At 54.8% G+C, this 16,603-nt stretch carries 10 protein-coding genes; 6 read left to right on the top strand and 4 right to left on the bottom strand.

The genetic code is table 11. From position 1 onward, the window contains the following. The first annotated feature begins 4 nt into the window (after window positions 1–4). Both VN12_RS21175 and VN12_RS21170 read left to right on the top strand, forming a co-directional pair. Window positions 5–970 (top strand): type II secretion system F family protein, encoded by a 966-nt coding sequence (locus VN12_RS21175; protein WP_146678666.1) that lies wholly within the window; start codon window positions 5–7, stop codon window positions 968–970. 17 nt (window positions 971–987) lie between these two features. Next, the gene (locus VN12_RS21170) at window positions 988–1,968 is read left to right on the top strand and encodes a type II secretion system F family protein (RefSeq protein ID WP_240491218.1); all 981 of its coding nucleotides are present in this window, start codon (window positions 988–990) and stop codon (window positions 1,966–1,968) included. Between the two features lie 137 nt (window positions 1,969–2,105). Here VN12_RS21170 and VN12_RS21165 read toward each other — a convergent pair whose 3' ends face one another. Continuing rightward, window positions 2,106–3,476: a polysaccharide biosynthesis/export family protein gene (locus VN12_RS21165; protein ID WP_146680026.1), complete on the bottom strand. Its 1,371-nt coding sequence runs from the start codon at window positions 3,474–3,476 to the stop codon at window positions 2,106–2,108. A gap of 139 nt (window positions 3,477–3,615) precedes the next feature. Further along, entirely contained in the window at window positions 3,616–4,314 is a 699-nt protein-coding gene (locus VN12_RS21160) for a hypothetical protein (protein ID WP_146678665.1), read from the bottom strand. A gap of 518 nt (window positions 4,315–4,832) precedes the next feature. Between VN12_RS21160 and VN12_RS21155 the strand changes: the two genes are divergently transcribed. The 4 genes from VN12_RS21155 to VN12_RS21140 all read left to right on the top strand — a co-directional run bounded on the left by VN12_RS21155 (window position 4,833) and on the right by VN12_RS21140 (window position 11,755). Further along, a complete protein-coding gene (locus VN12_RS21155; RefSeq protein ID WP_168164542.1) occupies window positions 4,833–7,502 on the top strand; it encodes an O-antigen ligase family protein in 2,670 nt (889 codons plus the stop codon). Between the two features lie 101 nt (window positions 7,503–7,603). Continuing rightward, entirely contained in the window at window positions 7,604–8,620 is a 1,017-nt protein-coding gene (locus tag VN12_RS21150; RefSeq protein ID WP_146678663.1) for an ROK family protein, read from the top strand. Window positions 8,621–8,748: 128 nt separating this feature from the next. After that, complete coding sequence (lepA, locus tag VN12_RS21145; RefSeq protein WP_146678662.1) at window positions 8,749–10,590, top strand: translation elongation factor 4; 1,842 nt, start codon at window positions 8,749–8,751, stop codon at window positions 10,588–10,590. A gap of 70 nt (window positions 10,591–10,660) precedes the next feature. Continuing rightward, complete coding sequence (locus VN12_RS21140; protein WP_146678661.1) at window positions 10,661–11,755, top strand: NADH:flavin oxidoreductase/NADH oxidase; 1,095 nt, start codon at window positions 10,661–10,663, stop codon at window positions 11,753–11,755. 48 nt (window positions 11,756–11,803) lie between these two features. Here the strand turns inward: VN12_RS21140 and VN12_RS21135 are convergent, their stop codons facing one another. Both VN12_RS21135 and VN12_RS21130 read right to left on the bottom strand, forming a co-directional pair. Continuing rightward, a complete protein-coding gene (locus VN12_RS21135) occupies window positions 11,804–15,346 on the bottom strand; it encodes a YhaN family protein (RefSeq protein ID WP_146678660.1) in 3,543 nt (1,180 codons plus the stop codon). After that, the gene (locus VN12_RS21130) at window positions 15,343–16,593 is read right to left on the bottom strand and encodes an exonuclease SbcCD subunit D (protein ID WP_146678659.1); all 1,251 of its coding nucleotides are present in this window, start codon (window positions 16,591–16,593) and stop codon (window positions 15,343–15,345) included. Before VN12_RS21130 ends, VN12_RS21135 begins: the two co-directional genes overlap by 4 nt. Window positions 16,594–16,603 lie beyond the last annotated feature (10 nt).

Here is a 16,603-nt window from a genome sequence, read left to right as displayed (position 1 = left end):
AACGATGTTGATCCTTATCATCGCAGTATCTGTCGGGATTTGCGTCGCCGCGATGGTCGGTGCGGCCGCCTTTGCGATTCGTGGGGACGAAGACTCGATTGCGGAGTCGCGTCTCAGTTCGTTGACGAAACGACACAATCCCGATCTCCTCGACAATTCGGACCTTCTTCAATTGCGAGGAGGTGCGACCGGGGGGGCTCGCAATATCCTAGACGAATGGATGGCCAGCACGTTCGATATGCAATCGCTTATCGAGCAGGCGGACATCAAGATGAGTCTAACGCAATTCACTTTTCTGTGTATTGGACTAGCCCTGGCGGGAACCATTGGATGCGCGATGGCTCCGATCCCGATTTTCATTGCACCAGCCGCGGGCGCTATTCTCTTCTTTGTCCCTTTCCTGTGGGTCAATTTCAAAAGGAAACGGCGTATTGCGAAATTCAACGCACAACTCCCCGAAGCGCTCGAGATGTTGAGTCGTTCTCTTCGTGCAGGTCACTCCATCGGTGCAGGGTTTGGTTTGATCGCCGCGGAAATGCAAGACCCGCTCGCCCGCGAATTTGGACGTTGTTTTGAAGAGCAAAACCTGGGTGTATCGCTTGAGGGCTCTTTGGAAAGCATGGCAAAGCGAATCCCGAACCTCGACCTCCGGTTCTTCGTTACGGCGGTTGTATTGCAGAGGACGACAGGGGGTGACTTGGCTGAGATCCTGGACAAGATTGGGCGATTGGTGAGAGCTCGCTATCGACTGGCAGGGCAGATCCAAGCACTGACGGGGGAAGGCCGCTTGTCGGGCGTCGTATTGCTCGCGTTGCCGCCAGGATTGTTCGTGGTGATGTTGTTTCTCAATCGCGAATACGTGATGAAGCTCTTCTCCGATCCGATCGGGCAGTGGTTGCTAGGGGGAGCAATCGCCATGCAATTGGCGGGCGCATTGGTCATTCGCAAAATCATTGATATCAAAGTTTAGAACAACGGAGTCGGGTCGTGAACATTTACATGCTGGGCGCCTTGGATCAACGCTGGCTCATTCTAGGAGCTGTCTTCCTGGGTGTCGGCGCGTTGGCCTGGTTCCTTTTGGATCTGTTTTCGAAAGACCAGCAAGCGTCGGCGGAGATGCGTCTGGACCTTCTCAACGACCGGAAGCGGACGTCGCAATCTGCCGAAGATCGAGTCAAGGGAGTGAACAAGGTAACGAAAGCTTTGGAAATGGCCTCGCCGGCCCTCTCCAAACACTTGGAGCCGAAAACGAAGGAAGAAAAGGGCAAACTGGTTCAGCGACTATCCGAGGCGGGTTTTCGCTCGGAAGAGGCACCTGCGATGTTCCTGTCGATCAAGGTGATCGTCGCGATCTCCGGATTCGTTCTGGCAGGTGGCACGACGGCACTGCTTTCCGGACTCAATCAATCGGTCTTGTTAAAAGCGGTGTTGGGCGGAGGCATCGCATTCTTTTTGCCCGAATTGATCTTGGACTTCTTGCGATCCAGCCGCAAAAAACAGATCACGCTGGGGTTGCCCGATTGTCTCGACCTCATGGTGGTCAGTGTCGAAGCCGGATTGGGATTGGACCAAGCGATGCGGAAAGTTTCGGATGAGATGCGATCGTCGTATCGAATTCTGGCCGAGGAGATCCAACTTTGCACGCTTCATTTGCAGATGGGTAAAGTGCGAGCGAGTGTCCTCCAAGATCTCGGGCAGCGAACCGGCGTTGAAGATCTTCGAACACTCGCGACCCTTCTGATCCAAGCTGACAAGTTTGGATCGGGTGTTGCACAGGCCTTGCGAGTTCAAAGCGATTCGATGCGTATCAAACGGCAACAAATCGCGGAGGAAAAGGCAGCCAAGACGGCGGTGAAGTTGATCTTCCCGCTCGTGATCTTCATTTTCCCCGGAGTCTTCGTCGTTCTTGTCGGTCCCGCTGCGATCCAGATGGCGAGGGAAATGTTCCCCGCGATGCAGGGCAAGTAGCGTCGAGGCAGGCCAACCTCTCCGGTGCTTCGGATGCTCGCCCGCGTTCGCGGCGAGCAGCAGGGAAACGAAACAAGCCCCTCCGACCGGAGGGGCTCGCTATTCGTATCATGCTTCTGTGTTCGATCGCTCGAACGCTATCGGTTGACACCTTGCAATATGGCCTGCAGACCGAAGGTGAAGAAGGTTCCGATACTGAAGTTCAAGACTTCTTCGCAAGGTTTGTATCGGAGGATCAAGGTATCTCCGGGCATCACCAAGGGTCGTTCTCTCGGGTCGACCGCCGCCTTCGCTAAATCAACCTCGATAGTGATCTGACCGTTGCATGGGGTTTTGCGAAGGATGTAGAGAATTCCCGGTGGTACACCTCCGATGGAGTTGACACCGAATCCTCCTCCTTGCTGTTGTCCGCGTTGTCCGATACCGGTCCCTGCCATCGCCATGGCCCCGAGGACGTCCAAGTCGTAGTCGCGTGGGATCAACCACTCACCACCTGCCAACATCCCACCTGTGTAGAAGACTTCCGCTTCTCGTGATTCGATGTGCACCACATCCCCTTCTTCGAGGAGGATATCCTCGGGACGGAAGGAAGGAATCACTCCAGGTGGCAATCGCATCGGGATCTTGATCACGTTGGGATCATCAGGGAGTGGAGGAGGACATCCGCATGGATTGGGATTGGAATAGTAGGTTTGGTAGAACTGTTGGACAAACTGATCACGCTCTTGCTGTCGCACGCGGCTCGCTTTGAGAATCTTGACTTCGTTCTTCGCGTTGATGCCCGGCAATCCACCGGATGACATCAGAGCGTGGAGAACGTCGTTTTGGTAAGCGGGCAGTTTGATCATTTTTCCGGACGAACTCTGGTCGGAACCACGAACGTAGTTACCGCGACCTCCCATTTGATTGTTTGCCTGGAAGAACGGGTTCTGAACGGCGATGTCCTGGCGAACAACAACGACGTTGTAAGTCCGTTCCTGCATGAGCGTCACGCTCGGCTGCAGTCTCGCGTTGTCTTGGACGATCTTCGCATCCAAGTAGGCCTTCTTTACCAAGTTCGTCACTTGTTCAATCGTCATCCCTTTGACTTTGATCGGTTCGATCGAAGGTAGAGAGATGGTACCGTTCTCTTGCACGACAATTGGAAAACCGATCGATGGATCCAACGTGCTTTGCTCTGTTGGCAGATTCACCGGAGGTGGCTCAGGTGGTTTGTCTGCGGACGAGTAAGGCAGAATACCCTCGATGTAGACACCGAGAATATCCCCCGCATCGAGCAGGTATTGTCGGGGCGGCTCCTGTGTCAACCGCGACGGGTCGAGGGGCACCAAATTGTTTTTGGTTTGGGCCAGGAACTGAGGAGGCAATCGCCTCACCGGAATACCGGTGATCGGTTGAGTCAACGATGTGCATCCGGTACTCAGGCCTCCGAGCAGCAACAACCCAGTGACGGTCGCGGATCGGCAGAGTTGGGTTAAGGAGGAAGCGGTCTTCCACCATCGTTTCATTCGGTTCGTCATGGGATTCCGTTCCACAGACATGGTTCGCACCTCAAGGCCCAAGGTGGGCGATCAACATTCGGTTCGTTTTTGCGGGATGGTATCGAGCAAGGTCAGAAACCTCGATTCGATGAGGACAGAGTGCTCGCTACGGATTGGGCACAGCCACAGGCGTTGGGATCAAGCTAGCGCCTGGTTCCAAGATTTCGCCCTCGTGGAGCATCTCTTCGTCCATGGCAGGGTCCCCGAGTCCATTGCCGGGGCGAGCCATATTCGTAATGCCATCCGGTACAGCTTGTTGTGGAATGGGGTACATTCCTTGGTACGACGGATCGAGCATGCCGTGCTGAGCGTACTGCTGTTGGATCGACAACGAGGTCTGAATCTGAGAGTAGTTGCCGATGCCGTCTTCCTCCGCAGCCCGGGCCCCGTGAGGGAATCCAGAGAACCACGCGGAGACTTTGGCTTGTCCTTCGCAAGACTGATAGCGCCACCCCCAATACTCGCGAGGTGCGAACGTTGGCACACAGCCAGTTCCACCATCCGCGACGTCCATGTACCCCGCGCGAAATCCTCGAGCAAAGTCTTTGATGTATTTTTGATTGGCAAAGCAATCTTTGCGAGCGTGCCATGCACGTCTCGCCATGACCACATTGCGATCTCTCAGCATTTTTTCATTCCAACCGGCGTTGTACGTCCATGTGTTATGGAGTCCGGTGAATGCGGAACAGCCGCCGAAAGGTAATACGACGGCGCCCAGTAGTATTGCGACGACCAAGCGACGTCGTGAGCGTATTTTGGAGACATTGCTAATGGCTACAGCAAGCTCCTGGAATTTTACCGACATTCGGATGCCCCCTATTCGAATCCATCAGTGGGGTGGGAACGTGCTGCGGACACGCAGACCCAGGAAGCCCCATTGTTGGGAAGTATCGGTATCGGAGGTGGCAGAGTTTAATCTATGTAACGACCGCACCAACATTGGCGCATTTGTCACGAAAACCGGAACGCTCTCCTGTATCGATCGTGCCGCATCGTCAAGAATCAATCACGAGAGACTTACCTGTTTTTACAAATGCCTCCATTTTTGCCTTTCTTGGAGATTAGGCTAAAGATGCTTCGATGCCTCGTGAAAGACGGAGAATGATGGACAACGACCCCCAGCCCAACGAAGATTTGAAGACGGAACACGAATCAGGCCGCTCGTCGCGATCCAGACGGAGTTCTTCAACTTCTAGCCGGGGCACCCGACGATCGGGCGTTGACCAAGGGCGGGGACGCGCGAGCCGAAGTACGTCGAAATCCAGGGAGAAGAAAGAGGACTGGTTGACCACTCTGGTCGCCTGGCCCATCCGTATCGGCTGCATGGTATTACTCCTTGCATCCCCTTGGTTTTACGGCTCCGCCCCTTGGATTAGCCAGTATTTCCTGAACTGGGGGTTGTTCGCAGGCTCCCTAGCCATCCTGCTGTATGTCTTGATAGCGGCCTTCCGTTCCGGCGAAATTCCGGGGCTACCCGTTGCCTCTTGGTTCTTGTTGGGATTGTTCGCGATCGCAGCTTATCAGACATCGGCACAATATGAATTGCTCGAGTCCTCTCACGCTCCCCCTAGCGTGCAAGTGCAGCGCTGGGCACTAGGTATTTCGTCGGCGCCGCCCCCGATCGATGGCTATACGCTTCACCCCGATTCCTTTGTTGCAAATCAAATCCCATGCGATTTGCAAAGCGTTGCCTCGTCGCCTTTGACCCGCAGTATCGAACCGCTGCATTCTCGAGGCGCGATGGTGTCGCTCTTGCTGTGCGCGTTGCTTTGTTGGTGCGGAGCTGCCTTCTTTAGCTCTCGGCAGGGGCAGTTCTGGCTGTTCTTAACCATCACTTTCACCGGAGTGGCCGTCGCAGCCTTTGGCATTCAAGGTGCCCTTTCCTACAAGGAAGCCAATATCCTTGGTCTCCGCACAGGAGGTTCATTTGCCTCGTTTCAATCCAAGAACTCGGCTGGTGGCTTTCTGAATATTGCATTGGCCGGCGCGATCGGTCTTTTCGCGTGGACGCTCATCCATCTCAAGCGGAAGAAGATGGACGTTCGCTACCGGGTATCAGAAGAGAACACATTCATGAAGCTGAAAGGGGCTGTCGAGGATTTTTTTGCCGATCTCAATACAGCCCAAATCGCTTCCCTCCTATGCTTGGTATTGATCGTCGTCGCGCTCCTGATGAGTCTTTGCCGAGGTGCTATGGTCGCGGCCGTCGTGGCGGTCGTCGGGGCATCGATGATGGCCCATTACAAAAGTCGAGGACGAGGGGGAGCGATCGTCTCAGCGCTCTTGATCTTTGTCTCCGTGGGAGGCATGGTTGCATTGCAGGTCGATGAAGACGTGTATGGGCGCCTGCAGAGCTTGGCCGAATTCGATCTCGAGGAAGACGCGATCAATGGCCGAACCTACATTTGGGGGGTCGCGTGGAAAGCGATGCTGTTCTATGGATGGCTTGGTAGCGGGCTCGGTACGTTCCACTTCGCATACCTTCCTTTTCAGGACCCTTCGTCACCGGGATGGTTCTACCATCCTGAAAGCCTGTTCTTTCAGTGCGCGGTCGACCTCGGGTGGTTCGGTCTCCTCCTGATGATTCTGGGAATCTTTGCGTCGTTCCTATCCATCCAGCGCCGAGTACCCGGTGATGTCTGGAAGTATGGATTCCCCATGAAACTGGCGGGAGGCTATCTGCTGATCAGCCAATGCGCTCATTCCGCAGTGGACTTTGCAATGATCGTCCCCGCGCTCTTCCTCCCAACGTCGATCCTGCTTGGAGCAGCCAGCGCTTCGCTGCGCCGCGCCTGCGCGATGTCCAGCAAATACGCCGACAAGCGAGGGACGCTCGAATCGATGGCGAAACCTATCGCGAAGCCTCGACCGTGGGGAGCCTTGGTGTCGATTTCCGGGCTCGCCCTTCTTTCGGGTGCAATGGCTTGGCGAGCAGAACCAGACTTGGCGAATCTGGCAGCAAGTGAATCGATGGAATGGTGGGTGAAAGGTGAATCGAGAAAACCGATTGAAGAACAATCTCCCGACCGATACCGCGAACTGATTTCGCAGTGGCAGTTAGGGGCCGATGCGTTGAAGAACAATCCGCTCGCGCTCCGATTGCTCGCCGACGCCTGTTTGTATGATTTTCAGCGAAACCAGATGAACAAAGCGCCGGGCAATGTGAACTGGCAACAAGTTTGGCACACGACCGATCCCCTTTTACTCCAAATCGGCCTGGACCGATCTACGTCCACCAAGACTCAGGAAATCCTCGTCGAGCAAGCCGGCGGGAAACCTGCGGTGGAACGGCTTGAGCAAGCGTCTTTGTTCTATGCGCGAAGTCAATGGACAGCGCCCCTGGATTGGCGAGCTTGTTGGGGACGATGCTTAGCGACACTTCAATGCTCTCGCGACCAGATGTCGCGATTGATCTCCCCAGTTGATATGCTCGGCCGACATGTGCCTAAGCAGATGATCAACTCGGCACTATTATTTCGACAACAATTGACCGATGAGCAGCTAGACACGATTTGGAAGCAATCGATGCGTACCAAACCTAGTTCTTCGATTGCCACAGCCCGAAACTTGTTGGTGGAACGAGAGCCCGAAAAGATCGACATTTCGATCTTCCCACCTCGCAGCGACATCCTCCAGTCGCTGGCGCGCTCCGTGTTCACGAAAGAGAAGTATCCGGATTTGAATCGACAACTTTGGGAACTGGCGGTTGAAAAGTTCGATGGGTCCCAATTGCCGATTGGCAAGCGAGAATTGTGGTTGGCCGATGCCTCGAGAGCCCTTGAAAAACTCGACCAGGAAATCGAGCATCTCAAGGGTGCCCGGCGATTTATGCCCACCGATGTGTCTGTCGGACTGCGGTTAGCCAACTGCTACCTTGAGAATCAGGACCCTTTGGGAGCAGAGGCGGTAGCCGAAGAGCTGATCCGATTAGCCCCCAGCGATCCCACGGTGCAATCGTTTCGCAACAGATTGCGAGCCTATCGACTCCGTTAGGGCCGGGAAATTAAGCCTATGGGAACGGCGGGAATTCACCTATACTTTTCCCGTATCGCGACGCTTGCATCAAGCCGCAAATTGTTCCTTTTGCTGACGTTATGACCTCCCAGCCCATTCTGAATATCGCCGAAGCTCGCTCCCCCTTCGTCTTTGGAATCGATGTCGGCGGGACAGGTATCAAAATCGGGTTAGTGGATGATCATGGGAACACGGTTGGTTTTCGAGCCATTCCGACCGAGGAACCGCGTGGTCCCGCCGATGGGATGCGCCGCGTTGCGGAGACTTGCCATGAAATGCTCACCGAACTCGGATTGAGTCTTCGCGACGTCCGTCGCGCCGGTCTCGGTACGCCAGGCAGCCAGGACATCCCGAAAGGGATGCTGATCGAGCCACCCAACCACCCGCATTGGCACCACTTCCCCATTGTTGCTTGTTTGGAAAAGGAAATCGGATTGCCGGTTTCGTTTGCAAACGATGCGAATGCGGCAGCTTTTGGGGAGTTCTGGGTAGGGACCGGTCGGGTGTATCGCAGCATGGTCATGTTGACCTTGGGCACTGGCGTGGGGGGCGGTGTAATCGTCGACGATCGCTTGGTGGTCGGACAGAACAGTTTCGGGGGCGAATGCGGACATTTGATTGTTGACTCTTCGCCCGAGGCACGGTTGTGCGTCTGGGGTGGGGGTCGGGGACACCTGGAGGCTTACGCGAGCGCCAGCGCCGTCGCCGCACGGGCCCAGGAGAAGCTTGCTGCAGGGGCCTCCAGTTCTCTTCAATCGCTCCAATCACCCGTTACCGCAAAGCGAGTCTACGAGGCGGCACTGACGGAGGATTCGTTCAGTTTGGAATTGATCGATGAAACAGCGGTGTACTTGGGAATCGGAATTGCGACACTCGTTCACATCCTCGATCCAGGACTGGTTGTCCTCGGGGGGGCGATGGACTTTGGGGGAAAAGATTGCGTTATCGGACAACGGTTCCTCGCGGCGACCATTCGTTCGTTCCACCAAAGGAGCTTTGAATATGTGGCACAAGGGACTCGAGTCGAATTCGCATCCTTAGGCGGTGACGCCGGATACCTGGGTGCTGCAGGGATCGCGCGAGCCGATCAATCGTGAAACAAAAAAGAGAGCGAATACCCTATGCCCCATGCCTCGTGCGTTGGGGCCTCGTGCGTTGGGAACATGGCTCCAAGTCGATCGCCTCGGAATAAACTTAAACAAGAAGATATCAATAGGTCGCATCCATGAGTTCAGTCAAAGCAGGCGGCAAGCAAGGCGAGATCCCTCTAGCAAATATCCGAAACTTTTGCATCATCGCGCATATCGACCACGGTAAGAGTACCTTGGCAGACCGTCTTCTCGAACGGACCGGAACCGTTGAGATCCGGAAGATGAAGGAGCAACTTCTCGACGCGATGGACCTCGAACGCGAACGGGGCATCACGATCAAAGCAAAGGCGGTGTCGCTGAACTACAAGTACAACGGGGAGGTCTACGAACTGAACTTGATCGACACCCCGGGTCACGTCGACTTTCAATACGAAGTCTCGCGATCATTGAGCTGCTGCGAAGGGGCCTTGCTCCTGGTGGATTCCTTCCAAGGAGTGGAAGCGCAAACCGTCGCGAACGCTTACTCCGCGATGGACCATGATTTGAAAATCATTCCAGTGATCAACAAAGTCGACTTGGTTCACGCGAGAATTGAGGAAGTCACGGCGGAGATGGAACAAGTGCTTGGGATCGACCCCACGGAGATTGTGAAATGTTCCGGCAAATCAGGGATCGGGATCGACGAACTTCTCGCTGCCATCGTCGAACGCATTCCTGCCCCGAATGGGAATATGCAGGCTCCATTCAGAGCGATGGTTTTCGATTCCCACTACGACGACTATCGCGGCGCGATCACTTACGTCCGGCTGATGGAAGGGGAGATCAAACGAGGCGATAAGGTTCGATTCTTGGGCGTCGGTGCCAATTACGAAGTTCTCGAAATTGGCCAGTTTGTTCCCGAACGGAGAGCTTGCGACAAACTGCGAGCCGGTGAGGTAGGGTATTTGATTTGCAACATCAAATCCCTCAAAGATGTCCGCATCGGCGACACCGTCGCTTTGGCCAACGACGTCAATGCCAAGCCTCTCGAAGGATACCAGCCCCCCAAACGGATGGTCTACTGCGGCCTCTATCCCAGCGACGGCCAGGAATTCACCGAGCTTCGGGACGCGCTGGAAAAACTGGCGATCAACGACCCTTCGTTTGAATTCGCACCCGAGACGAGTGAAGCCCTGGGATTCGGCTTCCGCTGCGGGTTCCTCGGACTTCTTCATATGGAGATCATCCAGCAGCGTTTAGAGAACGAATGCAACCTGGACTTGGTCCAAACCGCCCCGAACGTGACCTACGAAATCATCAAACGCAACGGGGAAAAACTGGAGATCCATCGCCCACAAGAGGTGCCCGACTCAGGGGATATCGAAGAGTTTCGACAGCCGATCGTTCGCGTGAACTTCGTCTTGCCCCAAGAGTACATCGGCATTGTGATGAAGCTCTGCCAAGACCGACGCGGTGTGCTGAAAGGAAACGAATACCTTTCCGCCACGCGATCCCTCGTCACTTATGATTTGCCCCTCGCGGAAGTCATCTATGACCTTCACGACAAACTCAAAAGTGCAACGCGCGGGTACGGTACGATGGATTACGAAATCATCGGGTACGAGCAAGCCGACTTGGTGCGCATGGACATCCTCGTCAACGGCAAGCGAGTCGATGCGTTGAGCGTCATCTGCGATCGGCGAGACTCGGACCGCCGTGGCCGTGCCGTTGTCAAGAAGCTCAAAGAGGAGATTGACCGCCACATGTTCGAAGTCGCGGTGCAGGCAGCGATCGGCGCCCGGGTGATCGCACGCGAAACCGTTCCAGCCATGCGCAAGAACGTGACTGCCAAGTGCTATGGTGGTGACATCACCCGAAAACGCAAATTGTGGGCCAAGCAACGCGAAGGCAAAAAGCGTATGAAATCGATCGGCTCCGTCGACATCCCACAGAAAGCGTTCATGGCAGTGCTCGACACGGGTGCTGACAACAAGTAGGTCCGGATCGCTCAGTCTATCTGTTCTCGTCGAATTGTTACCTTTTCCGCTTCCCGAGGTTCGAAGCATTATGCCAGGTTTGTTCGATCCGTTCTCTCTCAAAGATGTCACCCTCCGCAATCGAATCGCGGTCTCTCCGATGTGCCAATACATGTCGGAAGAAGGTGTTGCCAACGAATGGCACCGAGTTCATTACACCTCGCTAGCCCGCGGAGGAGCCGGATTGGTTGTCCTCGAAGCGACGGCAGTCTCACCGGAAGGCCGCATCAGTTGGGGCGATGCGGGGCTATGGAACGACGAACAAGCTGCTGCACTGGAGCCCATCGTCCGATCGATCAAGCACTGGAAGTCCGTTCCTGGAATTCAGATCGCGCACGCGGGTCGCAAAGCTTCAGCGAACCGGCCTTGGGAAGGTGACGATCACATTCCTGAAGGCCAACCGAACTCGTGGACACCGATCGCCCCATCCGCCATACCCTTCGGCGCGAATCTCTCACGCGTGCCAAAAGAAATGACGCTGGAAGATATTCGTCGCGTTCAAAACTGTACCGTTCAAGCGGCCGAACGAGCGAGGGACGTAGGTTTTGAATGGCTTCAACTCCACTTCGCTCATGGTTACCTCGCGCAGAACTTCTGGTCGAAGTACTCCAACACTCGGACGGACAGCTATGGCGGCAGTGCGGAAAATCGCGGTCGCTACCTCATCGAAACTTTGAGTGCGGTGCGCAAAGTTTGGCCGGAACGATTTCCACTCACAGCCCGATTCAGCGTCGTGGAATTCGATGGCAATGACGAAGAACGGCTGGCAGAGTCCATCGACTTGCTAAATAAGATGAAGAGCGAAGGGCTCGACTCCGTCGATGTTTCCATTGGCTTCAACACACCTACGGCACAAATCCCGTGGGGTCCCAATCTTCTCGAAGATATCGCCGCGAGGGTTCTGAAGGAAACAGGGCTACCCGGCACGACCAGCTGGTTCATCGATGGTCCGCAGAGCGCCGACCAAATGATTCGACAAGGAAAAATCGATTTCGCCTCTATTGGGAGACCCCTGTTGGCCGATCCGCACTGGCCCTACCAAGCCGCTAAAGCGCTGGGCGTTGCCGACGCCGCTTGGCAGACCCTACCTGCCCCCTACTCACACTGGTTATCCCGATACCGCTAATGATGCATTTCCGTCTGAACTGCGAATCGTGCAGCTAGCCCTGAACGGTTAGCTGTTCGCTCTGCCGAGTCGGTGAATGCACAGGCGATGAGCAGGAAGAGTGGCTTGAGCAAGCTCCAAGAGATGCTCATGGTGGGTGAAGAAGATCACTTGCGTCCTCTCCGACAAGCCCGCTAGTTGCTCCAATGTTGCAGCGCTCCGCGCGTCATCGAAGTGAACGAGGATATCGTCCACGATGAATGGAATCGGCTCGTGGTGCATCAGCCAGTTTTCTAGACAGGCAAGGCGCAGAGCGAGGTATAGCTGATCGCAAGTCCCATCACTCATTTGTTTCACATGCAAATCGTCTCCCTGCCCCCGACGTACCCCTACCATGACCGCCTTTCCGGCTTCATCCCAATCCACGCGAAGGCCATCGTAGGCACCGAGCGTCATCTTATGAAACGCATCTCCCGCGGCTTTTAGCAACGGTCCTTGATTCTTCTCTCGGAATCGCTCCATGCCCGTGCTCAATACGTGGGAACAAATGCGAAGCACCATCAATTCGCGAAACTGCTCTTCGATCGTCGCCGCCAACGATTCGCAATCCGCGGCAGCATCGAGGACATCTTCTTGACGAAGCAATTGATCCAATGCATTTTTCTCGCGATGGAATTCATCGACCCATTTTTCCTTCTCCGTTTCGAGAAGCATGATTTCGGAAGCAAGCTGCTGGATGCGCGGTTCAATTCCATCTTTCTCTTCATCGGCGTGTTCGACCTCCGACAAAAAATCTGAAAAGTCACCGAGCCCACACTCTGCCCGAAGGCTCTCCTCGAGCGTCCGCAATCGCTCCTGCATGATCCGTTTGCCGTTGGACCGCTCCGCAGCCTGAAGAAGCTCGTCTGCTATGGACACGTTCGCTTCTTCCAGCATGCGTTGGATTGTCGATTGTGCCACCTCGTGGGTGGCTCGCAGTTCGACCAAGTCCTGTTGGATGCGAGATTGTTCATGCTTCAGCCTGCGACGTTCCTCAGCATCGCTGGTCGCTTTCTGAATCTTCTGAGCGAGCAATCGCACTTGCAGGTCTTCGGTCTCCCCTATCCCCTCCGGCGCAATTCTCGCGACACACGCATGAAGCGACTCGAGGAATGCGTTGGAGTCTCGCTCGATTCCGATGATCCGTTTGTGATAATCTGCGCGCTGCGTTTCGTGATCCCTAATCTTTTCCAACGTGTGGAGTATCTGCGAAGCTTCCAAGGGTGACGCGTTGGAGGGTAGTTTCAATCTCCCCATTTCATCGCCCCAATCGCGAATCCACTGGTCGAGCGTCGCTTGGCAATCCTGGACGTCGACGGTGGCTTTTTCCAAATCCAACTTCCCGCGGACCAATATCGCTTCGCATTGCGATCGATCCCGTTCGAGTTGCTTCAAGCCTTCATCGACCTTGGTCGCATAATCGAGGAGCGAGAAAAGGCTCGCCGGTAATTCCTCGATTTGCCCGCCATCCACCAGCCGGAGAGCACCGATCAAATCGTCGATCGCTTTTCGACTCCGCAACTCCAGCTCTTGTATGGCTCGCTGCTTCTGTTCGACGGATAAATGCGCTCGACGAAGCGCGTCGATTTGATCGAGCCATACTTTGGCTTCTCGGGGGGAGCGAAGGGGAATGCCGATCGCATCCCATACTTGCTTCCATCGCTTGTTCCAATTCTCACGCGATGCTTCGGCTTCAGCCATCCAACTGCGCTGCTGCTGGATCTTTACATCGATCCCTTGCTTTTCGATATGCAACTGCGTTTTTGCCGCGACGCGATCCGCATCCTTGCGAAGCGCATCCGAGACATCGTCCGCCTTGTGCATCGCAGCTTCAAATACTTCATCGATAGGCCCCTGCATCGCCGATGCTTGCAGAAACTCCGATCGTTCGGTGGGTGCACTCTCGTTACCACGCAGCTCCTTTTTGATAATTCTCCACCCGTTATCTCGATTCTCTCGCACTCTCTTTAGATCATCTAACGTGAGCACAATCTCGCCCGCTTCGAGCAACGCTAGTTTCTGGTCGCAATTTGCTTTGGCTTGCTCCAAATCACGGATCGACAAATCGATTCTCTTCATGTCCTCCGCGATCGCGCGTTCCTCGTTTTCAAATAGCTCCACGAGAGATCGAGAAGGAAGGTCCACAGACAGGAGTTCTTTCCATTCCAGTTTTGGAGTATCGATGGCTGCGTAAATGGACTCTGCGTGGGATCGCAGCACATCCAGTTCGCTATGGCGCTGGGTCAACTCTTCTTCCAAGTCCCCGTCGCGCGCGATTTTTCGAAGGACCGCATGAAGCGAGGGAGCATGGGGCGTGACAGTCAGACGTGAGATCTGCGACTCCGCGGATTGGATTTCCAATCGCAGTTTCTTCAGTCCATTTTGCGTGGCTCGGAGACGTTCTTCGTGCCCTTCCTTTTTGTTCCCTAATTCTTGAATGCGAGTCTGGCGGGATAGGAGCGATCGCAATGTTTCCATATCAACCGGTTCCACCGGTCGACCGATTTCGCGATGCAATTGCCGAATCTTATGCTCGTGGTCATCACGGTAGGAAATCAATCGCGGGAGTTGGCTTTGAGCATTGAGATGAACTCCCAACTCCTTCTTCAGTTCTTCGACGGCGTTTTGTTCGAGCAATAGTTCGTTTTGATCGGGCAGGGCACCGAGTTGTTTTTCTATCTCGGCCAGTCTCTCGTGCAAGTGAAAGAGTCGCGTTTCGTTCTGCTTCCACTCGATAAGAAGCGCCTGGGCGCGTTTCCCAAAATCCTCATCCAGGAGAGGCACATCCGATTCCGCCGCGAGTTTGTCCGTCGCATTCTTCCATGAGGCCACCAAGGGAATCGATCGAAGAATTCTCTTCCATCGAAGAATCTCCCCCTGTTTGCGTTGAATCTCCAGACTGGTTTCTTCGCGTCGACGCTCGGCACTCGACATGATGGCGCGATGATTTTCCCAAACTTCGGAGGACACCAAGGATCGCTTTCGCTTCTCTCGTGCGACATCATAGGCCTTGATCGCTCCACCTAACGTTCCACCTGGCCCATGCGGCTTGAACAACGATTGCAACTCTTCCGAGAGTCCAGCTTGAACCGATCTTAGCTCTGAGAGTCCAGCTGCACTCGCGAAGAGGGCCTCGCCGATCTCTCCCCCGCCAGCGACAAGGTCTTGGCCTCCCTGCCGCAAGGATTCATGGTTGATACCAAACATGGTTTCAAAAGCCCCACGCTCGACATCTCCAAGATACTTTCGGAGTATTTCGTCGGATACAGGCGATGTATCCGATTCATCTCGGAGCGTATTCTGGTTTCCCTTTCTCCGAACCAAACGCTGCACCGTGCCATCGGAATGACAGACGGTACCACCCACTCTCAGGTTTTTGTAAGGATGCAGAAAGTCGTCGGATGTCCTCGATGGAAACCCGTAGAAGAAGTCGGTGATGGCGCGGAGCGCCGAACTTTTCCCCGCTTCATTCGGACCGAATACCAAATGGAGCCCGTGATTTCCTTTTGAAAAATCGAGCGAGACTTGAGTAAAGGGACCGACCGCCAGCAAATCGAGTTGAAGGAGCTTCATGCTGTCCCCTCTTTTCCTTGCAAACGTTCCATCAATCGCGAACGGGCTTCTGAGACGACATCCGCTACCCACTCGCGTTGTTCCACTGGCAAGGTGTCCCGCAATTCAGCCGGAAGTCTCTTGAGACAATCTTCTCCTAGTGCTTTTGCGAGCGACTCTTGGGTCGCCAACGAGTCGAATAGGTCCTCCAGTTCCTGCCGCGCATCGTCGCTCAGTTTGGCTCGTTCCGCGGGATCTTGCCACGAAGTTGTATTCAACTTCACTTTCTCAATCCAAACAGAATCGATACCAGCTTGTAGACCTAAAGATCGGATCTCGCTGACCCACTTGGTGCGATGGGCGAGAAGATGTTCGTGCAGAGGAGTCCTCCCAATCATCTCCACCCGAATCGCGAGCGTCATACCAGGATGGAGACGGAGGATTTGCTCCAGTGCGACGCGAACCCGATGCAGTAGATCAGACTCCGACTCCACTCCCGTTGCATCCACCACCACCAACTCCCAGCGTAGAACATCCACCGCCTGAAATTCCACCTTGGCAATACGTTCGTGTTCGACGGTAACGAGGAATGCACCTTTGGGACCCGTCTCTCGTATATGACGGCCTTGGATGTTGCCCGAAAAGGCGATTGTGGGCGATTCACATAGGATTTCGCGTTGATGGATGTGCCCCAAGGCCCAGTAGTCATACCCACTTCGCTTTAACGCATCGACCGAGCAAGGTGCGTATCGTTCGTGGCCTTCGCGGCCTGCTGCGCAGGTGTGGAGCAACCCTATGTTCAAGTATCCAGGGCGGGGAGGTGGGTATGCGGCCGAAAGGTCTTCTGTGACCGACGGAGTCGCGAAACTCTGACCATGGATTGCCACATGAAGGGACTCGATGGTCTCGGTGTGTGCAGCATCACTTCGGAACACCACGACATTGGAAGGCAGATTCAGTGATTTGGTCATCCGGTTGGCAGCATCGTGATTTCCCGCGATGAGGAAAAGCGGAATGCCTTCTCGATGAAGCCGACTGACTTGCGAAACAAAAAATAGCCCTGTGTTGATATGCTTCCAGTCGCCGTCATAGAGGTCTCCTGCAATCAGTACGAATGCGACCCGCTTTTCGATAGCGAAGTCGACGAGTCGCGTCAGGGCTTTACGAGCCGCATCACGTATCTCGTCAACGGGAGCCCCTTCGTATTTCTCCAGTCCTTTGAGGGGGCTATCGAGATGGATGTCTGCGGCATGCAGGAATTGGAACATGGGCCTCCAA

Origin of the sequence: Pirellula sp. SH-Sr6A (assembly GCF_001610875.1) — a bacterium.
Taxonomy (GTDB): domain Bacteria; phylum Planctomycetota; class Planctomycetia; order Pirellulales; family Pirellulaceae; genus JBKCUI01.
The sequence above is the reverse complement of the archived record's forward strand: the minus strand, read 5'-3'. Positions and strand labels throughout refer to the sequence as shown.

Excerpts from the sequence above, each read along its gene's own strand:
- VN12_RS21175 (WP_146678666.1), top strand. The coding sequence starts at position 5 with ATGTTGATCCTTATCATCGCAGTATCTGTCGGGATTTGCGTCGCCGCG.
- VN12_RS21165 (WP_146680026.1), bottom strand. The coding sequence starts at position 3,476 with ATGAAACGATGGTGGAAGACCGCTTCCTCCTTAACCCAACTCTGCCGA.
- VN12_RS21160 (WP_146678665.1), bottom strand. The coding sequence starts at position 4,314 with ATGTCGGTAAAATTCCAGGAGCTTGCTGTAGCCATTAGCAATGTCTCC.
- VN12_RS21155 (WP_168164542.1), top strand. The coding sequence starts at position 4,833 with ATGGTATTACTCCTTGCATCCCCTTGGTTTTACGGCTCCGCCCCTTGG.
- VN12_RS21150 (WP_146678663.1), top strand. The coding sequence starts at position 7,604 with ATGACCTCCCAGCCCATTCTGAATATCGCCGAAGCTCGCTCCCCCTTC.
- lepA (WP_146678662.1), top strand. The coding sequence starts at position 8,749 with ATGAGTTCAGTCAAAGCAGGCGGCAAGCAAGGCGAGATCCCTCTAGCA.
- VN12_RS21140 (WP_146678661.1), top strand. The coding sequence starts at position 10,661 with ATGCCAGGTTTGTTCGATCCGTTCTCTCTCAAAGATGTCACCCTCCGC.
- VN12_RS21135 (WP_146678660.1), bottom strand. The coding sequence starts at position 15,346 with ATGAAGCTCCTTCAACTCGATTTGCTGGCGGTCGGTCCCTTTACTCAA.
- VN12_RS21130 (WP_146678659.1), bottom strand. The coding sequence starts at position 16,593 with ATGTTCCAATTCCTGCATGCCGCAGACATCCATCTCGATAGCCCCCTC.